The 22,728-nt window shown below is 43.2% G+C and carries 13 protein-coding genes and 1 pseudogene; 13 read left to right on the top strand and 1 reads right to left on the bottom strand.

Annotated features, from left to right (window positions below; all coding sequences use genetic code 11):
* Window positions 1-236: 236 nt before the first annotated feature.
* The 10 genes and pseudogenes from AAIH57_RS06455 to AAIH57_RS06410 form a co-directional block, all read left to right on the top strand.
* Window positions 237-527, top strand: a pseudogene (locus AAIH57_RS06455) (formylglycine-generating enzyme family protein); the annotation flags it as partial.
* 293 nt (window positions 528-820) lie between these two features.
* Entirely contained in the window at window positions 821-1,768 is a 948-nt protein-coding gene (locus tag AAIH57_RS06450) for an ABC transporter permease (RefSeq protein WP_430020988.1), read from the top strand.
* A gap of 13 nt (window positions 1,769-1,781) precedes the next feature.
* Complete coding sequence (locus tag AAIH57_RS06445; protein ID WP_175398705.1) at window positions 1,782-2,651, top strand: carbohydrate ABC transporter permease; 870 nt, start codon at window positions 1,782-1,784, stop codon at window positions 2,649-2,651.
* 69 nt (window positions 2,652-2,720) lie between these two features.
* A complete protein-coding gene (locus AAIH57_RS06440) occupies window positions 2,721-4,307 on the top strand; it encodes an extracellular solute-binding protein (RefSeq protein ID WP_430020987.1) in 1,587 nt (528 codons plus the stop codon).
* A gap of 94 nt (window positions 4,308-4,401) precedes the next feature.
* Window positions 4,402-6,144, top strand: a complete 1,743-nt coding sequence (locus AAIH57_RS06435; protein ID WP_430020986.1) for a sensor histidine kinase — start codon at window positions 4,402-4,404, stop codon at window positions 6,142-6,144.
* The gene (locus AAIH57_RS06430) at window positions 6,144-7,763 is read left to right on the top strand and encodes a response regulator transcription factor (RefSeq protein WP_430020985.1); all 1,620 of its coding nucleotides are present in this window, start codon (window positions 6,144-6,146) and stop codon (window positions 7,761-7,763) included. The genes AAIH57_RS06435 and AAIH57_RS06430 overlap by 1 nt, the downstream gene beginning before the upstream one ends.
* Before the next feature lie 84 nt (window positions 7,764-7,847).
* On the top strand, window positions 7,848-10,079 hold the full coding sequence (locus AAIH57_RS06425; protein ID WP_430020984.1) for an FAD-dependent oxidoreductase: 2,232 nt from the start codon (window positions 7,848-7,850) through the stop codon (window positions 10,077-10,079).
* A gap of 17 nt (window positions 10,080-10,096) precedes the next feature.
* Window positions 10,097-11,305: a GDSL-type esterase/lipase family protein gene (locus AAIH57_RS06420; protein WP_430020983.1), complete on the top strand. Its 1,209-nt coding sequence runs from the start codon at window positions 10,097-10,099 to the stop codon at window positions 11,303-11,305.
* A 259-nt stretch (window positions 11,306-11,564) separates the two neighbouring features.
* A complete protein-coding gene (locus AAIH57_RS06415) occupies window positions 11,565-16,628 on the top strand; it encodes a hypothetical protein (RefSeq protein ID WP_430020982.1) in 5,064 nt (1,687 codons plus the stop codon).
* Between the two features lie 304 nt (window positions 16,629-16,932).
* The gene (locus tag AAIH57_RS06410) at window positions 16,933-18,672 is read left to right on the top strand and encodes an ABC-F family ATP-binding cassette domain-containing protein (RefSeq protein WP_430020981.1); all 1,740 of its coding nucleotides are present in this window, start codon (window positions 16,933-16,935) and stop codon (window positions 18,670-18,672) included.
* Window positions 18,673-18,996: 324 nt separating this feature from the next.
* On the opposite strand, the gene AAIH57_RS06405 is transcribed toward AAIH57_RS06410, so the two are convergent.
* Complete coding sequence (locus tag AAIH57_RS06405; protein ID WP_175398697.1) at window positions 18,997-19,944, bottom strand: NAD(P)-dependent oxidoreductase; 948 nt, start codon at window positions 19,942-19,944, stop codon at window positions 18,997-18,999.
* Window positions 19,945-20,145: 201 nt separating this feature from the next.
* Here AAIH57_RS06405 and AAIH57_RS06400 point away from each other — a divergent pair, with 201 nt between their 5' ends.
* The 3 genes from AAIH57_RS06400 (at window position 20,146) to AAIH57_RS06390 (ending at window position 22,591) form a co-directional block, all read left to right on the top strand.
* Window positions 20,146-20,706 carry a helix-turn-helix domain-containing protein gene (locus AAIH57_RS06400; RefSeq protein ID WP_175398696.1) on the top strand — a complete coding sequence of 187 codons (561 nt, stop codon included), beginning with the start codon at window positions 20,146-20,148 and terminating at the stop codon, window positions 20,704-20,706.
* Between the two features lie 215 nt (window positions 20,707-20,921).
* Window positions 20,922-22,154, top strand: a complete 1,233-nt coding sequence (locus AAIH57_RS06395; protein ID WP_430020980.1) for a CynX/NimT family MFS transporter — start codon at window positions 20,922-20,924, stop codon at window positions 22,152-22,154.
* A gap of 5 nt (window positions 22,155-22,159) precedes the next feature.
* Entirely contained in the window at window positions 22,160-22,591 is a 432-nt protein-coding gene (locus AAIH57_RS06390; RefSeq protein WP_175398694.1) for a universal stress protein, read from the top strand.
* The last annotated feature ends 137 nt before the right edge of the window (window positions 22,592-22,728 follow it).

The raw sequence follows: 22,728 nt of genomic DNA, 5'->3' as shown, positions 1-22,728 counted from the left end.
TGCTAGGAAAATAATGAAGTTAAAAATGATTTTTAGAGACCGTTGATCAATGATCGACGGTTTTATGATGTTTGAAAAGTTGAAGGAAAACGGACCAAAAGAGAGCTTTTTACAACAGTTTTAAAAATCTCATAAGGTAAGGGCGAACCCCGCTAAATTAATTAAAATAAAACTATAGCATGTTCGGAGGGAGAAGTTCTTATGGAGGACGTTAAAGCGCAGACCCCTTGGTGGCAGTAGGAACAGCTCCAGTGGATGAATATGAGCCGAACGGATACGGGATTTATAATATGGCGGGCAATGTATGGGAATGGTGTGTGGATGTGTTTAATCCATATTATCATCAGCAAACGCCTAATATTAACCCTCTAGGAAATAGAGGAGGTCATATGCGATCCATGAGAGGTGGTTCCTATTTGTGCCATGATTCTTATTGTAACCGATACCGAGTAGCCGTCCGCAATAAGAATACACCAGACAGTTCTTCTGGTAATGTCGGTTTTCGCTGCGCAGCAAATCAAATTTAATGGGATGGCTTGTACCGATTGCCGCAATGGATAAGAACATCTTTCGGTTACCCGATTAGATGGATATCTAAATAAAACCGTGGATCTTAGCTTTTCTTTTTTTACGGTTGAATTGATTTTTGCAATACTGGGTTCTTGATGTCCTAATCATTCTGAAATAGATAATAAATCAACCTTTACCTTCGTAGTAAAGCCCACTTGCTAAATATCTTATAAGAAATTCTTGAAATTTCAGAAATTTATCCGATAGGGGGGTGCTAATATACAAATACAAACAAAGACGAGGTGATGATATGCAAGTGAAATTGGCAGCGGACGCCATTCCCCTCTCCAAAAAGCGGAAGTCATGGATAAGGACGATCCAAAAATATAAAGTGATGTATGCTCTCTTATTACCAGCCTTAATTTACTTTGCCGTATTCAAATACATTCCTATGGCGGGAATATTGATTGCTTTTAAAAACTTCAACCTGGCTTTGGGCGTATGGGATAGCCCATGGGTGGGATTCAAAAATTTTACGGATTTTATGAACGGCGTTTATTTCTGGGACATCATGAAAAATACGATTGTTATATCGCTGTATAAGCTATTGTTCGGTTTCTCCGCTCCCATCTTACTTGCTTTACTCCTCAATGAAGTTCATACCCAATGGTTTAAGAAAATCGTACAAACCATTACTTATTTACCTCACTTTCTGTCTTGGGTCATTGTATACGGATTGATGGTAGCCTTATTAGCCCCAGGCGATGGCCTTTTTAATATGATTTTGAAGGAAAGTGGTTTTCAGCCCATCTCATTTCTTACGGAGCCTGCTTGGGGGAGATTGCTGGTCATCGCTTCTGAAATATGGAAGGACATTGGATGGGGAGCGATACTGTACCTCGCCGCATTAGCAGGTATTGATCCAAGCTTATATGAGGCGGCTCGAATGGATGGCGCTTCCAAATGGAGACAGCTCTGGCATATCACGTTACCCGGCATTCGAGGAGTCATTATTCTGATGCTGATCCTTAAATTAAGCCATATTCTGGATGCTGGCTTTGACCAAATATTCATGTTTGCCAACACCTTTAACCAGGAGAAGATCGACATTATCGACACATGGGTATACCGTGAAGGGTTGGAGCGTCTGAAGATTGGCTTGGCTACTGCTGTAGGATTGTTTAAAGCTGTCATCGGATTTGGTTTAGTTTTGGCAGCAAATAAGCTCGCCAAAAAATTCGATGGGCAAATTTGGTGAGGTGGTTTTTAGAATGATCCATTTGACAATCGGGGAAAAAGTCTGGCAATCCGTCGTTTATGTTATTCTTATTTTTTTATCTCTACTTTGCTTATTACCCTTTTTATATGTGATTGCCGTCTCCGTGACGCCGGAATCGGAAGTGTTAAGAAGAGGAATTGTGATTATACCAGAATCTTTTACCTTTCTGGCCTATAAAGAAGTATTCGTTTCTCATGGGATCTGGCAGGCGTATAAAATTACGTTGTTTCGAACGATCATAGGTACGGCGTTAAATGTGTTTTTTACGGTCATCGCAGCGTACCCGTTATCCAAGAAATATTTGCCGGGACGCAGTCCGTTTTTACTATTCATTGTGTTTACCATGATGTTCAGTGGGGGGTTAATTCCGACTTATCTACTAATTCGCTCTCTGGGGTTGCTAAACAGTCCGTGGGTATTGATTATTCCAAATCTTATTAGTGCATTTAATCTGGTGATCATTAAAGGCTTTTTCGAGCAATTGCCTGGTGAAATCGAGGAATCAGCGAGGGTTGATGGTGCAAGTGAACTACAATCGTTATGGCGGATCATTTTACCACTGTCTTTGCCCGTCATTTCCACCATTTCTTTATTTTACGCAGTGGGGCATTGGAACAGTTATTTTGATGCTATTGTTTATATCAATGATTCCAACTTGATGCCGCTTCAAGTCGTCTTACGCAACATCCTGCTTAACGTCGCAACACAAAGTGCTGAATCGCTTGCCAATTCCGGAACGGTAAGTACATTCGCTGTGCAGATGGCTACAGTTGTCGTGACTACGATCCCGATTTTGATCGTTTACCCATTTTTGCAAAAGCATTTTACCAAAGGTGTACTCCTGGGATCCGTTAAAGGGTAAGAGGTGTTCCAAACTAACTGAGTTATTACGGGGAAACCGTGATAATATACAAGCAAAGGAGAGGTCAATATGCAGCGTAAAAAGATTTCATTTGCTATTCTGTCGGTAATCTTGGGACTGGGAACGTTATTGTCGGGATGTGGGGGAAATGAAGAAGTTACATCGACAACTTCGGGTAATTCGCAAGGACAGTCTGGTCAGTTTGAAAGCAAAATGAAAATTTCGATGTTTAACCAAGGTACGTTCAATGCGGCTGCTCCGATCCCTCCACGTGATGAAGATATTCAACGCCAAATGTTGGAAAAGGAGATGAACATCGACTTGGATATGGTGATTCCTCAAGCTGGGCAGGCAACAACCAAATTGAATACGCTCATTGCAGGCGGTGATATTCCAGATTTGATCTTCTTGAAGAGTCGTGCTGATCTCGCGCAATATTATGACCAAGGTGTTCTTGCAGATTTGACACCGTATCTGGATCAATTCCCTGAATTACAGAAACGGTTTGGCAGCGACTCCTGGGAGGCAATGTCCTATCAAGGAAAAACGATTGGAGTTCCAGGTTATGATAATGTAAACGGTATCAGTAGAAGCTTTTTCATTCGGAATGATTGGCTGAAAAAGCTGAATCTGAAAGTACCAACGACACCGGATGAGCTGTTCGAAGTTATGAAAGCCTTTACAGAGAAAGATCCGGACGGTAATGGCAAAAACGATACGTACGGATTCATCGGCGGTATGAATAAAGAAGGCAATCTGCAAACCTACGGCTTCGATAGCTTGATGTGGATGTTCGGCGTCAATCCTCCTTCGGCCATTGAAGTGAAAGATAATGAACCGGTATTCCTATTTATCGATCCCAAAATGAAAGAGGCGCTTGCTTACATTAATAAAATGATGACAGCCAAAGTGGTAGACCCAGACTGGGTGACGATGAATTCGCCTGATTTGTTGGATCAAAAGATGTTTAAGGGGAAAGTTGGCTTCATGATCAGAGATGCTCGCAGGCTGGAGCCGGATTATCAGCAAAAAATGAAAGAAATTAGTGGCGAAGTGCCGGAATGGATCGTTATTCCTCCGATGAAAGGTCCTTATGGTGATCAAATTGTAGAGAGAAAATCGTTCCAAGGCAATTCATGGGCCATATCCGCGAAAGCGGATAAGGACAAAATCATTCGGATCTTGTCCATGCTGAATTATCTCTTTACGGACGAAGAAGCCTATCCGAACTTTGCATACGGAATTAAAGGGATTCATTGGGATGTGGTGGACGGCAAGATCAAAAATAAAACCTCCGAATTATCGAAGGACATGAAAGAGAAGTACCTGTGGGTCGATCATTATAGAATGCCGCGCCGTGGTGATGATGCGGAGTACTTCAGCTTCCAGAATCCGAAGACAGCGGAAGCTTTCAAGAACAACCAGCAATACGTGGGGCCAACGCTGCCCGGAAATTTATTGACTCCAGACCCCAGCGATACCCTGGATGCTGACCGCCAACGCTTCATTAATGAAAGCTTGGTTAAATTTATGACGGGCAAAGAGCCGCTCTCCAACTGGGACAATTTCCTCCAGACGCTGGATACCAAGTTTGACATGCAGAAATATAAGGAAACAGCAATCCAGCAATTTAAAGAAGCCGGCCTTATCAAGTAAAATAAATAAACGAAGAGAGAGGCTATTCGTAGCTCCTCTCTTTATTAGCATATGCTATTCTTAGTTTAAAACGGAACTAAAAGGAAGATGATCGATGCAAAGAAGAATCAGCTTGCCTTTAAAATTATTTTTGATCGTGTTTGCATTTGTACTAGGCTGCATCATCTTGATCAGCCAATTGTCTTATCGCTACGTCCAAAAGGAAATAAGAACCAATGATATTTTTTACACGAACCAAATCCTTGACAAGGTAGACCAGTATTTCACCGTTAATTTTTCCTCCTTCCAGACGATTCTCTTCTCGGTCGAAACTTCAGTGAAAGCCAATATTGACAATACGGAAGTGATTAAAAAGCAATTAAGAGAGCTGTATGAACTCAACAGTAATTACGTCAGTAATATTTATTTGATCAAAAGCGATTTATCCATTCTGGGCGGAAGTACCGCTACGCGAATATTCGATGAACCTTTACCTGAAAGAGAACCTTTATTTGATGCGGCTGACAAGAGCAGAAGGACGACCTTTGTGAGTGAACCTTACAAATCGAAGTACTCCGGCTGGACCGTTACGATGGTTCGATATCTGAACGGCGCTCCGTTTCCTTTGGCCATTGCGGTTGACTTGGATCTAAATGCCATTGAAGAAACGTTGTTCAAGATTAATAAACAGGAACAAATGAATCTGGCTCTGATCACCGCGTCAGGTAAAATCATTGCCGGATTTTCTGAAAATAAAGGACCACTGAATATTCAAGATCATACGTTTTCAATCGGGGAAACGTCAGCGGAACAAATTTTGAATACGACAGAAACAAGTCTTCAACTGCATACCAAGGATGGCATGCCGGTCTCTCTTCTGAAAAAACCAACGGAGAAATTTAACTGGACTCTAATCTCAATCAACGATGAATCACGTTTGAAAGCAGCTTTGTCCAGATTGGAAACCTATTATATTGAGCTTCTAGCTGCTGGTTTTCTCTTAAGTTTGTTCATTTCTTTTTTTATTGCCAAATATATAAGGAATCCGCTCTATGCGCTCAAAACTAAAATGAAAAGGGTGGAACAAGGCAACCTCACAACGACAATAACGATTAACCGAAACGATGAGTTTGGAGATCTTTCACGAGCATTCGATCGGATGCTGCAGCAAATAGTGGAACTGATTCGGCGAGCGGAACTTCATAATGAACTTGAACGGAAGTTGGAAATCCAGGTGCTGCAGTCTCAGATTAACCCTCATTTTCTGTATAACACACTTGGTTCGATCAGCAACGTTATACGTCTCGGACAAATAGAGAAAGTAGATGTGGTGATCGGATCGCTCATTTCATTATTGGAATACGGGATAGACGACGCTTCAGAGAAGGTTTCCTTACGTCAGGAATTACGCAATGTAGCGGATTATATCGAGATCCAGAACATTCGGTATAACCGTAACTTTCACTTGATTGAACATATCGAAGCAGGGTTAATGGATTTCCCTGTTTTTCGAATGCTGCTGCAGCCTCTTGTGGAGAATAGCATCTTCCATGGTTATAACGGAGGGGGAATTGAGGGACCTATTACGATTCATGCGTACAGGGAAGACGGTATCGTCATCATAGAAGTTGTTGATCAAGGTGAGGGAATTCCAGCTGATCGAATAAAGCATGTTTTAAGAACAGAACCGAGTGAAGAGGAAGTGAAAAGGAAAAGAATCGGGCTGAATAATATTCATGGTCGAATAAGACTTCACTACGGAGATCAATTCGGACTGCAGATCATTAGCATACCTAAAGAAATAACCCGTATACGCGCCTTATTCCCGACAGATTCGCAAAAAGGAGATGCATCGTGATGAGAGACTATACCTGCTTCATTGTTGACGATGAAGACCTGATCATTCAAAGATTGGAATTGTTTTTTAATGAGCTCTCTCATAGGGATCAACGATTTGTTCTAGTGGGAAAAGCGAATAATGGGCTGGATGGGATCGAGGAGATTTTAAAACTTAAGCCGGATATTGTCATATCTGATATCGTTATGCCGCGAATGGATGGAATCTCCATGATTGAGCAGCTCAAGACGGAGCTCCCCCATACCCAATACGTCCTTTTGACCGCTTATTCATCCTTTGAATACGCCCAGCGTGCTATTCAAGCCAACGTATTGGAGTACATTGTAAAGGTTCCGCTGAGAGAAGCGGATTTGGACCGAGCTTTGAATAAGGCAGCCGGAATTTTAAATGAGTTGAAGAAAAAAGAAGCGGAGTTTCAATCGTTAAACGTATCCGTGCTTGAAAATAAATATAGAGTCCGCAAGCAATTTTTTAACGAGCTGATCCGAGGCGAAATCCCCTCTCATCGTGCATCAGATTTTGCCAACCGCATGCAATTTCATTTCTTTCAAGCGAGCTATTGCTGCTTCATTGTTGAAATGAATACATATGGGAGTTTCCGAAACGAATACTCCGCCGCTGATCAAAACATTTTGAAATACGCGATGACGAATATCATCGAAGAAACGGTGATGAATGGGGGCAGCGGCGTAGCTGCGGATTTGTCCGATCATCGTTTTATTGGCTTTCTATCCTGGGAAAACAACCGCAGTGATATGGAGACGGAATATGCTTGTCAATCCTTGGGAGGACAGATCGTCTCTTATTTGCATCAATATTTGAATCAAAGGGTATCCGTCGCTTTTGGAGGTCCACACCGAGGCTGGGAATCGATCAAACAAGCGTACACGGAAGCTAATCATGTGAGTGACGATTTTTATTACCATACAGAGAAAGTCGTAAAAACACCCATGCATCGGTTCCAATACCATAATGACAAAAAAGCCGACTTTCAACAGAAACTGACTGAGTTTCTGATGTATATGAAAAGGAAGATTTCCAAAGAAGATCTGGAGAAGGCACTCGCCGATCTGAACCAATTTGTTACGGACCATAAAATCCACAAGTCCATCATGGTGCCGATGATTAGAGACTTGTACAGAGACATTACCGTGAAGTTTAAATCAGGGAACAAGCTGTACACGGAAGCAGCCGAATTCCCCATGGAATTTATGGCTTTTCAGGAGCAGCTCGCCTATATTGGCGACTTCACATTCGAATACGTACACGCGGGTCAGCTCTTACATCGTGCAGAAATTATGAGTGCCATGCATTTTATAGAGAACAACCTGAAACAGCGTTTAACGCTGGAGGCTATTGCCGAGGAAGTAAATTTAGCACCATCGTATTTTAGCAGCTTATTCAAAAAAACAATGAACGAAGGCGTGATCAGCTACATCAACCGGAAAAAAATCCAATTAGCCCTCGAGCTGTTAAATGCCCGGGATTATTCTTTGTTGGAATTGTGCGAGGAAGTAGGCATCGTCAATGAAGGCTACTTTTGCAAACTGTTTAAAGAACATACGGGGGATACGCCTAAGCAATACCGGATAAAAATGACACGGTATGAATCCAAATAAGGATGCAAAAAATGTATGATTTTTTCGCGAAATCCTGTAAAAAAAAGGGGCCCAAAACCATTACCATGATAGGAGCATCTAATCATGGAGGTTAACAAAATGGAGCTTATACAAGCAGATGTAACCGTCGTAGGCGGAGGTATTGCCGGGATATGCGCTGCCATTGCTGCCGCACGCCAAGGGCTGCAGGTTTCACTTATTAATGATCGGCCGGTCCTTGGGGGAAATGCGAGCAGCGAGGTCAGGGTTCATATCAACGGGTCGGCATATCTCGGAAACAGTCCATCCTACTATGCTCGCGAGGGTGGGTTGGTAGAAGAACTCAAGCTGAAGATCTTTCATTATAATCCGTTATACAACAAGAAACTTATGCTATCGCTTTCGGATACCGTCTTGCTCGACATGGTTTATGATGAACCTAACATTTCTCTATTCCTGAATACATGTGTGCATGAAACGGGCATGCAGAACGGCAGAATTCAATGGGTAGAGGGTCTTCAATTAGCTTCGGAAAGAAAATTTCGCTTTGAAAGCCCGACCTACATTGATTGCTCCGGCGATGGAATTGTTGGATACCAAGCAGGTGCTCACTTCCGATGGGGGAGAGAGGCGAAGCATGAATACAAGGAGGAGCTCGCTCCAGAAGTGGCGGATCATTACACCATGGGCGATACGATTCTGTTTCAAGCCCGTGACGTAAACTATCCCGTTCCTTACAAAAGGCCTGGCTTTGCGTATGACATTACGAAGTTGGCCTTTTTCGATAGTATCCGAAATGGCTTAAACCATCGGTCTTTTCCAAGGAAAATCAATGGGCTTGGCGGATTGTGGTGGCTGGAATACGGTGGACATATGGATATTATCAAGAATAATGAAGACATCGCATTGGAACTGCGGAAATTGGTGTACGGGATATGGGATTATATCAAGAATAGCGGCGAGTTTGATGATGTAGACAATCTTATTCTGGATTATGTATGCCCGATTCCGGGAAAGCGCGAGTCGAGACGGTTTATAGGGGAACACATGCTGTCTCAGAACGATCTTACAGCAAAGCCTCATTTTGAAGATGCTGTATCCGTCGGTGGCTGGTACATGGATCTGCATGCAAATAAAGGCATCTACGATGAAGGGCCGGCCACTGCGTGGAATTTTGTGCCGGGATTGTATAATATCCCTTTCCGCAGCTTATTTTCACGTAATATTCCTAATCTCATGTTCGCTGGCCGCAATATAAGCGCCACCCATGTGGCTTTCGGATCTACAAGGGTCATGGCAACCTGTGGTTGTATGGGGCAGGCGGTAGGGACGGCTGCTGCGTTGTGCGTAAAATATAAGGCAGACCCTACGGCCATCGTCAAAGCCCATATGGGTGAGCTTCAGGCACACCTGCTTCGAGATGGGCAAACGATTGTAGGGCTTCAAGAGCCGTTAGATCCATATTTCGCTGACGGATTAACGATTCATGCATCGTCTCAGCGGAGCTATGAACATCTTTACCCAACCGATGAGATCTCCTTGGAGAAAGCGTTATGTTTGGTCCTGCCGATTCAGACATTCGTGGCTGAAAGCGTGCAGATCAAAATTAAAAATAGTTCCGAGCATTCGGAAACGTTGCATGTGAAGCTGTTTGGCGGGGATCGAAAGGAAAACTATATTCCCACCAGCGAGCTGAAAGACTATCGCCTGGTTATTTCAGCGGGGCACGATGACTGGATTACGCTGGACCTGGGCTGCAATAAGCCGGCTGATGATAAAATCTACATCGTATTGGATGGTGCGGCGAGCCTTGCCGTATACGGGAATGAAGAGACAATAACAGGGGCGGTCAGCTTTTATTATAGGCCAGAAGTGCCGTCAAGGCTAAAAAAGCTTAATAAGAGCATTTGCTTCAAAGAGCTGTTGCCCTCTCAAAATATGTATAATCCCGAGAATGTTGTTAACGGCTTCTCCAGACCTTATGGTCTGCCGAACGTCTGGATTTCTGAACGTACGGAAGGACAGGAATGGTTGGAATTTGATTTTGCAAGCCCCAGGAATCTGGATGAACTTCATCTTGTTTTTAATTCACAGCTGAACTTGGAGCATTTCGATGATCCGATCGAGCCACTGATCCAAGACTATGATGTGACCTTAACCTTGGAAGACGGAACCGAGAGTAAAATTCATATCCGTGGGAATTATCTTTCGTTGAACAAACATCAGGTGCATGCAAAAGGTGTAACCCAAATCCGGCTTGTTTTTTGTGCAACGTACGGTTCGCCTTATTATGAAGTGTTTGCTGTAAAATTTTTTGTTCCTAAAAACGCTAAGTGAGGTCAGGTGAATTCGCGATGAAGGAATTTTTCCCTCGAAGAGGGCTACCTAATGTCATTACAAAGTTGGAAAATGGAGAAATCGTAACCATCGTCTATTTCGGCGGCAGTAATACACGTTCTGAAGGATACAGGGTCATGACGGCAGATTGGCTGCGAGGGCAATACCCCCATGCGGATATCCGCGCTGTGAATGCAGGCATTGATGGGACAGGATCGGACCTGGGCTGCGCCCGATTGGAGATAGATGTACTGCGTCATCAGCCTGATCTCGTGTTCGTTGAATTTGTTGGAAACGATGGGGGAGTTCCCGAATCGAAGGCACGGATCGAAGGCATTGTCCGGCAGATCCGCAAGCACAGCCGGTTTACCGATATCCTGTTTGTGTACACGGTTAAGGAGCGGGATTTAACCTTATTTCAATCCGGCCAATACCAGAAGGGAGCTCGTATGCAGGAGGAAGTCGCCAACTATTACGGCATTCCTTCGATTCATCTGGGCGTAGCCGTCAGTCAATTGGTTTCGGATGGAAAGCTTATATTTACCTCAAAGTCAGATGTATCCATTCCTGGTGCCGTTATTTTTACACATGATTCGATCCATCCAACGATCCCCGAAGGACATCAGATTTACACAGATACAATCACCCGCTCGTTTGAGAAAATGAGCGAACTTCGAGATCGTGTGGGAAAGGTCGAACATCACTTGCCGCAGGACCCTTTGGTCCCGGCTAATCCGTGGGAGTATGCGACCATGCTGCCGCTGGACCGCCTTGCTCTTTTTTCGGCAGGGTGGTCTTACACGACACCCGATGATTTTGCTTTAGTGCGCGAGTACGATTGGTTGTTCAACGGCCTATGGCGAGCTGTCGATCCTGGAGAGGCGATCACGGTGCAATTCGAGGGAACCCACATCGGGTTATTCGATATCGGGGGACCGGATTCTGGCCGATTGAAGGTGTCGGTGGATGGAGGAGAACCCTTTCTTGTCGATCGATTCACACCCTATAACGATCATAATCGAAATCAGTATGTTTTCTTGCCGGAAATGCCGAATGGGAAACATACGGTTCGCTTCGAAATCGATCACGAGAAGACAGACAAAGCAGCCGTGTTTGAAGCAAGCGGCAATGAAAGAAGTATGGAGCATGTTCGGCAGCATCCAGCTTGGTATGATCAAACGGTCATTCAGCTTGGGAAGCTGCTATTGGTGCAGCCACCATTATAATTGATTGTTACACTTGGAAGACCTACATTCTATCTGACTGCAATTTAGCAATCAAATTAGGATGCAGGTTTCTTTTTTTGCTTAAAATCGTATAAGAAATGCTTAAAATGATAGAAATTTCACAGTGATGTGCCATGCTATGATACAAACGACAGAGCAAGACTTGCCAGAAGGATAAAACTGTTATTTTTAGGATCATGCGAGCAAAGGGCACTATTATTTTGGAAGCGTTATGATTAAAAGAGAGGCTGTGAGTTGTATGGTCAAAAGGAAGCTGTTTTTCTTCATCGTTTTCATGTTGACGATAGGAGTTCCTTTCAGCCTGATCGGAATAAGGACCGCTTATGCGGAGACCTTACCTTATCAGACGATTATCATCGATGACGGGAGTATCACGATCAATGATGTTGTGACACCTGATGTGGGTAACGAGAGCAATGGATATTCGGCTCCAAATTGGACCACAAGCACAGGGGTAAAAGGGTATGATCATTCCAGCTCCAAATATACGAGTACTGTGGGCAAAACGATAACATGGAATCCACGTTTGGAAGCAGGAACGGCGAAAATTTCGTTCTATAAGCTGGATTGGGCGGATAAGGCAGATAGTAATGTGAAAATTGAAATTGTTCATAATGGAACAACGGATGTAGTCTTTATGGATCTGAGACCTTCAGTTGACGCTCCAGCGGGATGGGTTGATTTGGGAGAGTACTATTTTTCCGGAGTTGGTGAAGAATTCGTTCGATTGACTCGGTCTACCAGTACGACGAACACGATCCTTACGCGCGCTGATGCGGTCAAGTTCGAAGGGAATATAAGGCAGAAAGAGCCACATAAGACGATCATCATTGATGATGGGAGCCTCACGATTGATCATGTCGTCACGGTTGATTCCGGCAACGCTAATAACGGATTTTCCGCTCCTTATTGGAGCACAAGTGCGGGAGTGAAGGGTTACAATAATTCCAGCTCCAAATATACAGACGCCGTAAATAGAAGCATCACATGGAATCCACGCCTGGAAGCAGGGACGGCGAGAATATCGTTCTATAAGCTGGATTGGGCGGATAAAGCAGATAGTAATGTGAAGATTGAGATTGTTCATAACGGGATTACGGATGTGAAGTTTATGGACCTTAGACCTTCGTCAGGTCCATCGGTCGGATGGGTTGATTTGGGGGAGTATGAGTTCAGTGGTGATGATAGCGAATTTGTCAGGCTGACTCGAACGCAACCTACAACGGGCACGATTATTACTCGGGCTGATGCAGTCAAGTTCGAAGGAAATATCCGGCAGCAGGCACCGCCGTTGCCCCCGCTGCGGAGCCGCACATTAACCAATCTCAGTTACACGGAAAAAGGCAGCATCGAAAATGATAACTATAAGGCAACCTTCTATGAGGCAGCATGGGATGGAGGCAAATCCATCGTTCGTGACATGTTCTACAAGAACACGGAGACGGGAAACTGGACGCCGATAAATACTGTGGCGGAAAGACTCGAGGAGCAATGGGTTTTATTGGATGGGAATGCGGGGAGCCGAACCAATTACTACGATACGATGAACAAACGCTGGATTACATTTGACGGGATCACTTTTCCCGACAACCACACGGCGGTATTAACAGATTCCTCGCATGAGAGTGATTACGATTTTGAAGTGAACTGGTCCATGGCAGGGGATAAACCAGATGTTTCCTATGCTTTTACACCTCGCCGCGACGGCAACTATGTGATTGGATATCAGTCCTTCACAACAGAGATAGTCTCCGGCATCAATGAAGTGTTAAATGGATTCAGGTCGCATGCCAAAATGGTAGGTACCGTAGAATCAACAAGTTTGAGGGAACTGAGCGCTCCGATGAGTCTGGTTGAGAAGAATGATGGTTCAGGGAATCCGTTGACGTATGGGGTATTTGTACCTTCGACAGAGCTTCCGGTTGAGTTTGAACCGACGGGAGGCGTTACAAAACAACGGCTCGGCATGAGCCTTGTCAACAACGAAGGCAGCGTGCAGCCCATCCTGTATGCGCCTCAATTAGGGACTTATTCGCAAATGACCGCAGAAAGCACTTATCAATTTCATATGGGGCTAATTGCTCAAAAAAGCAATCTGTATGAGTCCTACGCGGATATACTTCGCAATGAGTACGATTATTCAGCATACCGCGAAAATGTGTCAGATCAGTCGCTTACTGACGCAATGTTCAATATGATCGATCTGCTTAAGATTGAGCCGCAAGGGGACGACTCTGTTGATTATGTGCCTTCACCCAGCGGGTGGTGGAGCCGTGCCAAGGGCTTTATTGATATCGAAAACGAGGATAGCGTTCGAACAAGCTCGAATGCGGTTCTTTTGGGAGCTTACTATTTAACGGGGGATGACCAGCTATACGATACGAGAGCACTGCCGTCCGTCCAGTATGGCGTATCGCGAAATGGTATCGGTTGGTCGCCGACGCAGAAGAAAGTATATGGCGTACCTTCGTTATGGAAAATGGCTACCCTGCCATTCGATGTTTCAAGCGTAGCCGCTGTCAACCAGATGATGGGCACCTCGGCAGGAATTGGAGCGCTGGCACAGGAAGAGTACCTCGTGCGAGATCCTGACCAGAAAGATCGGGGCCCTGTCATTCAGCCTCTGATGATGTATCGGATGACGGGAGAAGCGCAGTATTTGCAGGCTGCCAAGGATGCAGCCGATAGTTATATCTTGCAACATATCGATACGCCCTCATCCGTCGATGTGAGTAAAAATGAGTTCATTTATTATTATAGCAAGCTCTGGATGGAGATTTTGGAACTATATGAGGAAACTCAGGATCCCAAATACTTGAATGCTGCCTATAAGGAAGCCAAACGGTATGCAACCATGTTTGTTGCTCGTCCAGTTCCTGAAGGTAACGTTACGATTCCTCAGCCGGAGACATATAATTACGCGGAGTCGTTCCATTGGCCGGAAAGTGGTAAATTTCAATATCCTAGACTCAAGCTTCCAGAAGATATCGCCGGAGGGGTTCAAGCGGAGCGTTGGCTTGTTTCACCGAACGGATTGACGTTTGAAGCAGGCAGTACAACCGGCTATTATCGGATGAATGCTCAGGAAGCTCCTTTCATGCTGAGATTGTCGCTCTATACAGGGGATAAACTGCTGCAGGATATTGCTCATAATGCGGTGATTGGACGATATTCCAGTTATCCAGGTTATTACTATAAAGGCTTCGCCGTTAGCCAACTTGAACCGGATTTTCCTCTGGAAGGCCCTAGCGGTGCAACATCCATCTATTATCACCATATACCGGGGCAGCTCGGGCAAACGATGGATTATTTGATCAGCGAACAATCATTGAAATCGAACGGGAGCATTGCATTTCCTTCCGTATTTGAAACGAATTTTTTATGGTTCAAATATCATCTCTATGGGAATAAACCAGGTCAATTTTATGGTAATTCCGACGTTTGGCTTTGGATGCCCAAGGGGATTATTAAGACCAATCATCCTCAATTGAATTGGATAACGGGTGAGAGCGGCGATAAATTCTACATCGGATTAAGTAACGCATCTTCAGATGAAGTTCAGACTCCAATTGAATTGAATGAACAAATTATTGGGTTCAACCCGGCACAGGATTACACCGTAACGATCATCCGCGACAATGGTACACCAGAACAAGCAGTTATGAGTGGTGGAATTATTCAAGCCACGGTTTCAGGCAAGGGCATCACCGCGATCATTGTAGAGGGACTCGATATTGATGTGCCGCTGCATCAGGTCAGAACGGCAGAACCATCGGATGCAAGCTATTTCTTTGATACCCACAGTCCAATTGATGCGGTTAAAGGCATGCTGATCGTTAAGCCTGACGAAACGGTCTATGATGCTTATGTGCAGGCCAAAACGACAAAACCAGCGACAATCCACTATTCATTGGATGGTGGGGCTACGTATACAACCATCCCAGATACGATATACCCGATGGAATGGTCGATACGAGTGGATGATTTATCCCAAACTTTCACGTATTACGTGGAATCGGAGGGGAAACAGACCCGCAAGCGGACACTTTATCTGCCTGATCAGGTAACGGAAACTCCAGTCCAGCCGGACTGGCAGGATGGTTCATCCATCATTATGGATAATACGGAAGCGGAGACAGAGGGCGTCTGGATAAGGGATACCACGGCGAACGACTATTACTACGATAACTATGTGTATGCCAAATCTACGACTGGCACAGCGACAAGCAAAATGAGATGGCGGCCTGATCTCCCGGAAAGCGTAACTTATAGTGTGTATTACAAGCTTCCGCAAATCACCGCTGCGAGTGAAAATTGGGCAACGAATACCTCATTTACCGTTCATTATAGCGGAGGCTCCGATACGGTTACTGTTGATGCGACAACGGCGAATGGTACTTGGGTGCACCTAGGGGATTATCCTTTTGCTGCAGGCGATAGCGGGTACGTGGAACTAACCAATAAGGCCAACAAGTCCAGAGTCGTTGCCGATGCAATCATGTGGGTGGACCCAAACAGGATACCGCAATTGGAGTCTGCTGTGATCCTGTCCGATCGGAACGAACTGCAGATGACTCAAACCGCGCAACTGAGCGTAACCGGTTATTTGGATAACGGTTTGATCGGTGATCTAACCCAGGCCAATGTGCAGTATTACGTAGATCGTACGGATCTGGCTGAAGTGGACAGCAGCGGATTGTTGACTCTTCTGCATCTCGATGGGGCAACGGATCACATTGAGGTGTGGGCAACTGTAACGATGGACGGAGTGACCTTAACAACGCCGCCTTTGAACATCACGATTAAGGACCTAACAGTTATCGTGGACAGTACAAATACAACCGGGTTATACACCACAGAAGGGTCTTGGAGCCAAAGCAATTTAGCCGGATACAAGATTGGGGTTAAGTCCCGTTACTCTACAGTTCAAGGCTCATCAGCAACGTGGAAAGGCGAGTTTCCAGAGGGGAAATATACCGTCTCCATCTACAAGCTCGTCCATACGACGGCAAACGATAACAATGTCAAAGTGGAAGTGAAGCATAAGACGGGTACCGAGGTCACCTATATCGATGCAACGGTCAGCCCATCGGGTTGGGTTGATCTAGGGACGTTCGACTTTACGGGGGACGGCAGTGAGTATGTTCGGTTAACCAGAGTTACGCCTACAACGGTAGACCCGCCCACGCTTCCTGCCGATATGATCTATACGAGGGCTGACGCAATTATGTTCGAACGGCATTCCGATGATTCGGAGCTGCTTGCAAATGAGGAGCCAGATCTACCGACACTTTCCGAATGACCTGGCATTTATCAATATCGCGGTGAATATATGAATGGAAGTGGAACAGCGGTAAGTGATGTTATACAAAAAAATTGTTAAATTAACCCTAAGAGCCGAGTGGATGAGAACGATCCATTCGGCTTTTTTTGTAGAGTGTCGAGGGACTAAACATGCTCCTATTACCGATTAAGCATAAATTCGAAGTTAGGGTAAGGGCTACAAATGGATTGTACTTGGTGGTAAACAGTGTTACTCTAAAAGTCTATGTTCGACAATACATTTAATAATAGTCACCATTTTAGTTATAAAGAAAGGTAACACTATGATAAAAGTTGAAAACTTATCCTTCTCATTTCCACAAAAGGAACTGTATAAAAACATTTCATTTACGTTTGAAGAGGCACAACATTGCGCTTTTATCGGAACAAGTGGCAGTGGGAAAAGTACACTGATCGATATCCTGATGGATCCGGAAAGATATTTGTTCGAGGGCAAGTTAGAGATAGACCCGGATTGCAGAATCGGGCATGTGAGTCAGTTCTCGCAAGTTGATAAAACCAAAGAAATGACCGTTTTTGAATATATCGGAGAAGAATTTATCAAGATACAAGATGAAATCACAGCGATGTATGCTGAAATGGAAACCACGTCGGATATGGATGCGCTGCTGGAAAAGGTTCAATTGGCTTTAGACGCATTCGATTCGATGGACGGAGATAATTTTGAAAACACCATTAATAAGCAGCTAAATCTGGCAAACCTCATGAAGCTAAGAGATCTTAACGTATCCTCCTTAAGCGGCGGGGAATTCAAACTCATTCAAGTGATGAAGGAAATGCTAAGTCGTCCGGACTTGATGATTATGGACGAACCTGATGTATTTTTAGACTTTGAAAACCTAAATGCGCTAAAAAATCTTATTAATTCCCACAAGGGAATGCTGCTGGTTGTTACGCACAACCGATATCTATTAAATCATTGTTTCAACAAGATTATACACCTCGAAAACACGGAGATCCAAGAGTTTGACGGGCGATATATTGATTATAACTTCTCATTACTTCAGACTAAAATTGAGTTGCAAGAAATTACAGTCGCTGAAGCTGAAGAAATTGAGAGAAACGAGAACATCGTTCATAATCTTAGAGCTATCGCAACTTATAACGCAGAAGCAGCTAGAGGTAGAGCGTTAAAGGCTAGAGTAAAGTTTACAGAAAGATTGGAAGCACGTAGAATTAAGGAGCCATTTGTTGATATTAAGCAACCAAATATTAGTTTTGGTATGGATAATGAAATTGAAGACACCACTGTTGTACGTGTCAACAATTATAGCGTTGCCTTTGATGAGTTGCTTTTAGACAATGTTAACTTTGAGATGAAATCTGCAGATAAAGTAGCCATTATCGGTTCAAACGGTACCGGGAAAACGACTTTACTCCGAGAAGTCTTTAAAAATAGTCATGATTCAATTGAAATAAATGCTGATGTTAAAGTGGCCTATTTATCTCAGCTTCAAGGCGAAATGCTAACGGATTCCAATACAATACTAGATGAATTCATCGATGCCGGATTTAAAACGTATGATGAGATTAGATCGTATATTTCAAACTATGGCTTTGAAGGAGAAATCCTTAACCAAAAGATAGGTTCTTTATCTGGTGGAGAAAAAAACATGCTTCAATTGGCTAAAGTTTCTGCCAGTAAAGCAAACGTATTACTTCTGGATGAACCGACAAGCCATTTAGACACCTATACACAAATAGCACTTGAGAAAGCCATTGAAGACTATAAAGGTGCAATTCTTATGATTTCTCATGATTTCTATTCTGTTGTAAATGGTATGGATTATGTTTTAATCATTGACGATAAGACGATTAGAAAAATGAGTATGCAAGAATTTAGAGAGATGATTTATGCGAGTCATTTTAATAAAGACTATTTGGCAACGGAACAAAAGAAAAAATCAGTTGAAATGAAAATAGAATTGGCTTTGAAAGATACTAATTTTGAACTTGCAAAAGTTTTGGTTGATGAGCTAGAAGCGCTAATAAAGTTGCTTTAAATGAAAGGGCTAAAGTGAATTAGTCTGAGATCAACGATGAAACATGATGTTGGTGGAAAAAGTAGCCTTAAAAAAGACACTGATGAATAGAATATCAGTGTCTTTTTACTGCATTGATTTCTTGATACAGTTATCAATCGTTGTATCGGGACAAGAACATTGTGTCATTTTCGATTAGATTATTATCGAATGGAGCCTCTGTTGTTTCGGCAAAGTGGATCATTTCTCCATGACCGGCATTATTCACCAGATGATTAGGGGCGGACACAGCTCGATAGAACAGACTCTATATACTTCAAAACAGACGATTCTGTTATCTGGCAACTATAATAACTGATTGAGCTTGCTTTCAGGCTCTTCACCATTTTCTACACGTTTTATATTCTTTATAAAGAAATCATATCTTTTTTTATGGAATTTTCGACCATCAGGCATTCCTGCTGTATGGGGAGTAAGTATCACATTACCCAGATTCCGGAGCTCACTGTCCATAGGAAGCGGTTCAGTTTCAAACACATCCAGGCATGCGCCAGCAATATCCCCGTTTTTTAATGCATCAATCAAGTCTCTTTCGTTGACAATCCCGCCGCGGGCTGTATTGATAAAAAGAGTGGTATTCTTCATTTTCTTGAATGCTGCTTTGTTGATGAGCTGTTTGGTTTGCTGATTCAAGGGTATATGTACACTGACGATGTCCGATGTGCTTACAAGCGTATCGAAATCCGTCATTTTCACAAAATCGTCCGATTGTACAATGGCATTTCTCGCATAAGCCAGCACATTCATATCAAAAACCTTGCAAAACGCAGCTACTTTTTTTCCGATCGCGCCCAAACCGATTATCCCAATCGTTTTGCCCTTTAATTCACTCCCTGTATAGTCCAATTGATTTTCATCCATCTTGTTTTTCATAAAATTATCAAGAAACGGTATGTTTTTATAATAAGACAATATCATTGCCATTACGTGTTCGGCCACTGCCTGCGCATTCACTCCTGCAGCATTGGCCACCCAAATGCCGTGCTGTGTACAGGCAGGGACATCTACATTATCAAATCCTGCACCCGTCTGTACCAATTTTAAATTTTTTGCGATAGAAAGCAGGCTGTGATCCACTTTAATATGTTCAGGGATGATTACCTCGCAATCTTCAATATGATGCAGCATTTCTTTTCCGGGCGGGACAACTACAACGTTCCAGTCTTGCGGAAAACACCTTGCAATATTTGATTTTGAGGTCTCGCTAAAATAGCCAACGATGAGAATCTTCATTGCTAAACCACCTTTCATAATCTATACCATGCTTCTACGGACCGAGAGTATCAGCAAAGCGTGTTTCTTTTTCTTGTTGGAATAATTTCCTCAACACATATAGTAGCAGAAGCTAGTGACGGAACAAATACGAATCGTATGGAAAAGAATCTAGATAAACAATATACTAGCTATATAGTTTTATGTTGAGGTGAATATCAAATGGATGAAATTGATGAGTCAAAACAAATTGTATTACAAATCGGCGGTGCCTTGAAAAAGTACAGAAAAGAAAAAAACATGACCTTAGACGACTTATCGGAATTAACGGGTGTAAGCAAACTTACTCTGGGAAATATCGAACGTGGCGATACAAATCCAACTTTGGCAATGATATGGAAAATTTCAAAAGGCATATCTTTGCCGCTATTGTCTTTGTTTCAATCAGAGAAACCTGTTAGTTTGTATCGCGCAGGCGAAGGATTGCGGTTTTCTAATGATGAAAAAAATTGGGTCATTGAACCCGTCTTTAAAAGCAACGATATTGAAATGTGTCGGGCATACTTACAGCCAAATAGCTCGTATTACCCTGAAGGTCATCATGTGAATACAACCGAAATTGCGACAGTAATGACTGGTTCCATTGAGATACAAGTCAATGGAGAGATGCACACATTGAATCAATATGATACGATCAGTTTTCGTGCAGATTATCCTCACGCTTATACCAATCATACGAATGGTGAAACGGTGCTCCATATATCCTTAAAATATGGTTTCTAGTATCGAAAATACACTTATTAAATACAACTCCGAATTCCATGACGGGAATTCAGAGTTGTATTTTTTTAATTAATTTTAGTACGTTATAAAATAATTATTGTTTTTAAAAGTATATTATAATATACTTTCGTTATTCGCGCGGATGTTATAGCAAAGTTTTTTAGCCAACAAGAAGCAGACATAAGACGTAAGAATTCAGGAAGGAGAAATGAAGAATGCCGAATAAACAAAATAAAAAATTCGTGCCATCCTCTGTAGCGCTGATCATTCTCGGCATTATTGTTATTGCAGCTAATTTACGTACTCCCTTAACCTCAGTTGGTCCTTTAGTGGGTTTTATAAGGGATGACGTTCATATTTCAAATACATTAGCAGGCCTGATCACAACGGTACCTTTGCTTGCCTTTGCTGTATTATCACCTCTTGTACCAAAATTAGGACGGAGGTATGGGGTTGAGCGTATCATTTTGATTGCCCTAATCTTTCTGACTGGTGGTATTGTAATACGTTCATTATCTGGCGCAGTTACTCTGTTTATTGGAACAGCAGTTCTTGGATTCGCTATTGCCGTATGTAATGTATTATTGCCAAGTATAATCAAAAGGGATTTCCCAAATAAAATTGGCTCCATGACAGGAGTTTACTCCATTTCAATGAATTTATGTGGAGCAATCGCATCGGGAATCAGTGTACCGCTAGCCATGAACGCAGGGCTAAAATGGCAGGGAGCATTGGGTATATGGGGGATTCTAAGCTTTGTATCAATCCTCTGTTGGTTACCCCAATTAAGAAATCAAACGAAACAAACTGCCACGACGAGTCAACAAATGGCCAGCAACGATGTGAATGTTTGGCGATCCCCGCTTGCTTGGCAAGTAACCTTGTTCATGGGTATACAGTCTATGGTTTTCTATGTATTGATCGCATGGTTGCCTGAAATTTTAAAGCAGCAAGGAATTGACTCTAACCAATCTGGATGGTACCTCTCGCTCATGCAGTTAGCGATGCTTCCATTTACCTTTATTGTCCCTGTTATTGCCGGGCGTATGTCTAGTCAACGTTTGTTAGTGGTCATCACAACCATTTTACTTTTGATGGGGACGCTCGGACTTCTTTACGGAAGTTCTAATGTCATTCTGTTGTGGATCGTCATACTCGGAATTGGTGGAGGCTTCGCCTTTAGTTTGGCCATGATGTTTTTCGGGTTACGCACTGAAAATGCGCATCAAGCAGCGGAACTATCTGGCATGGCCCAATCGATCGGATATCTTCTTGCCGCAATCGGTCCAGCCCTTATAGGATATCTGCATGATGCAACAAATAGTTGGCACCTGCCACTTTTCATTCTTCTTGGGGCTTCCGTGTTACTATTTATAGTTGGTATGGGAGCAGCAAGTAATCGTGTTGTGGGTAGCCGAAATAGTTACGAGCTGCCACGGAAAGGATGATAACGATGTTTGACAAAATTATGGTGGCTATTGACAAAGCTGAAATAACGAACAAACTCCTTGATGCAACCGTTGAAATAGCCCAAAATAAACAAACTCAAGTGACCTTGGTTAATGTCAGCCAGGATTATGTGTCCAGCGGGATGACATTTGTACCAGAGAATTTTTTGGAAGACGTACTGAACGAAATGGAGAAAGCGAGTTTGGAACAGCTGCACCAAGCCAAATCTAAATTAAAGTCAGCGGGGATTAACCCGAAAACGGTTCATCTTAAGGGAGACCCTGGGCATGAAATATTGAATTATGCAAGGGATACCGAGCAGCAACTTATTATTATCGGAAGTCGTGGGCTAAGGGGCATTAAAGAAATGATGCTTGGAAGTGTAAGTCACAAGGTTTCACAATTATCAAGTTGCCCAGTCCTCATTGTACATTAGCTCCTTCGGGAACTGTTGAGATGATGCATTGTTATACTGGCGGGGGAGCGTTTATAGTATGAATCATACAGCGGCATTCCAGGATATTTGTGTCCTACAATGCCGCTGTTTCTATATCCCTTTAGTTGCTCAAATGC

It is taken from the genome of Paenibacillus sp. MABNR03 (assembly GCF_050455445.1).
GTDB lineage: Bacteria > Bacillota > Bacilli > Paenibacillales > Paenibacillaceae > Paenibacillus > Paenibacillus xylanilyticus.
This window is presented reverse-complemented; position numbering and strand designations above follow the sequence as displayed.

Bases quoted from the DNA above. Each gene is read 5' to 3' on its own strand.
- AAIH57_RS06450 (WP_430020988.1), top strand. From the start codon at position 821: ATGCAAGTGAAATTGGCAGCGGACGCCATTCCCCTCTCCAAAAAGCGG.
- AAIH57_RS06445 (WP_175398705.1), top strand. From the start codon at position 1,782: ATGATCCATTTGACAATCGGGGAAAAAGTCTGGCAATCCGTCGTTTAT.
- AAIH57_RS06440 (WP_430020987.1), top strand. From the start codon at position 2,721: ATGCAGCGTAAAAAGATTTCATTTGCTATTCTGTCGGTAATCTTGGGA.
- AAIH57_RS06435 (WP_430020986.1), top strand. From the start codon at position 4,402: ATGCAAAGAAGAATCAGCTTGCCTTTAAAATTATTTTTGATCGTGTTT.
- AAIH57_RS06430 (WP_430020985.1), top strand. From the start codon at position 6,144: ATGAGAGACTATACCTGCTTCATTGTTGACGATGAAGACCTGATCATT.
- AAIH57_RS06425 (WP_430020984.1), top strand. From the start codon at position 7,848: ATGGAGGTTAACAAAATGGAGCTTATACAAGCAGATGTAACCGTCGTA.
- AAIH57_RS06420 (WP_430020983.1), top strand. From the start codon at position 10,097: ATGAAGGAATTTTTCCCTCGAAGAGGGCTACCTAATGTCATTACAAAG.
- AAIH57_RS06415 (WP_430020982.1), top strand. From the start codon at position 11,565: ATGGTCAAAAGGAAGCTGTTTTTCTTCATCGTTTTCATGTTGACGATA.
- AAIH57_RS06410 (WP_430020981.1), top strand. From the start codon at position 16,933: ATGATAAAAGTTGAAAACTTATCCTTCTCATTTCCACAAAAGGAACTG.
- AAIH57_RS06405 (WP_175398697.1), bottom strand. From the start codon at position 19,944: ATGAAGATTCTCATCGTTGGCTATTTTAGCGAGACCTCAAAATCAAAT.
- AAIH57_RS06400 (WP_175398696.1), top strand. From the start codon at position 20,146: ATGGATGAAATTGATGAGTCAAAACAAATTGTATTACAAATCGGCGGT.
- AAIH57_RS06395 (WP_430020980.1), top strand. From the start codon at position 20,922: ATGCCGAATAAACAAAATAAAAAATTCGTGCCATCCTCTGTAGCGCTG.
- AAIH57_RS06390 (WP_175398694.1), top strand. From the start codon at position 22,160: ATGTTTGACAAAATTATGGTGGCTATTGACAAAGCTGAAATAACGAAC.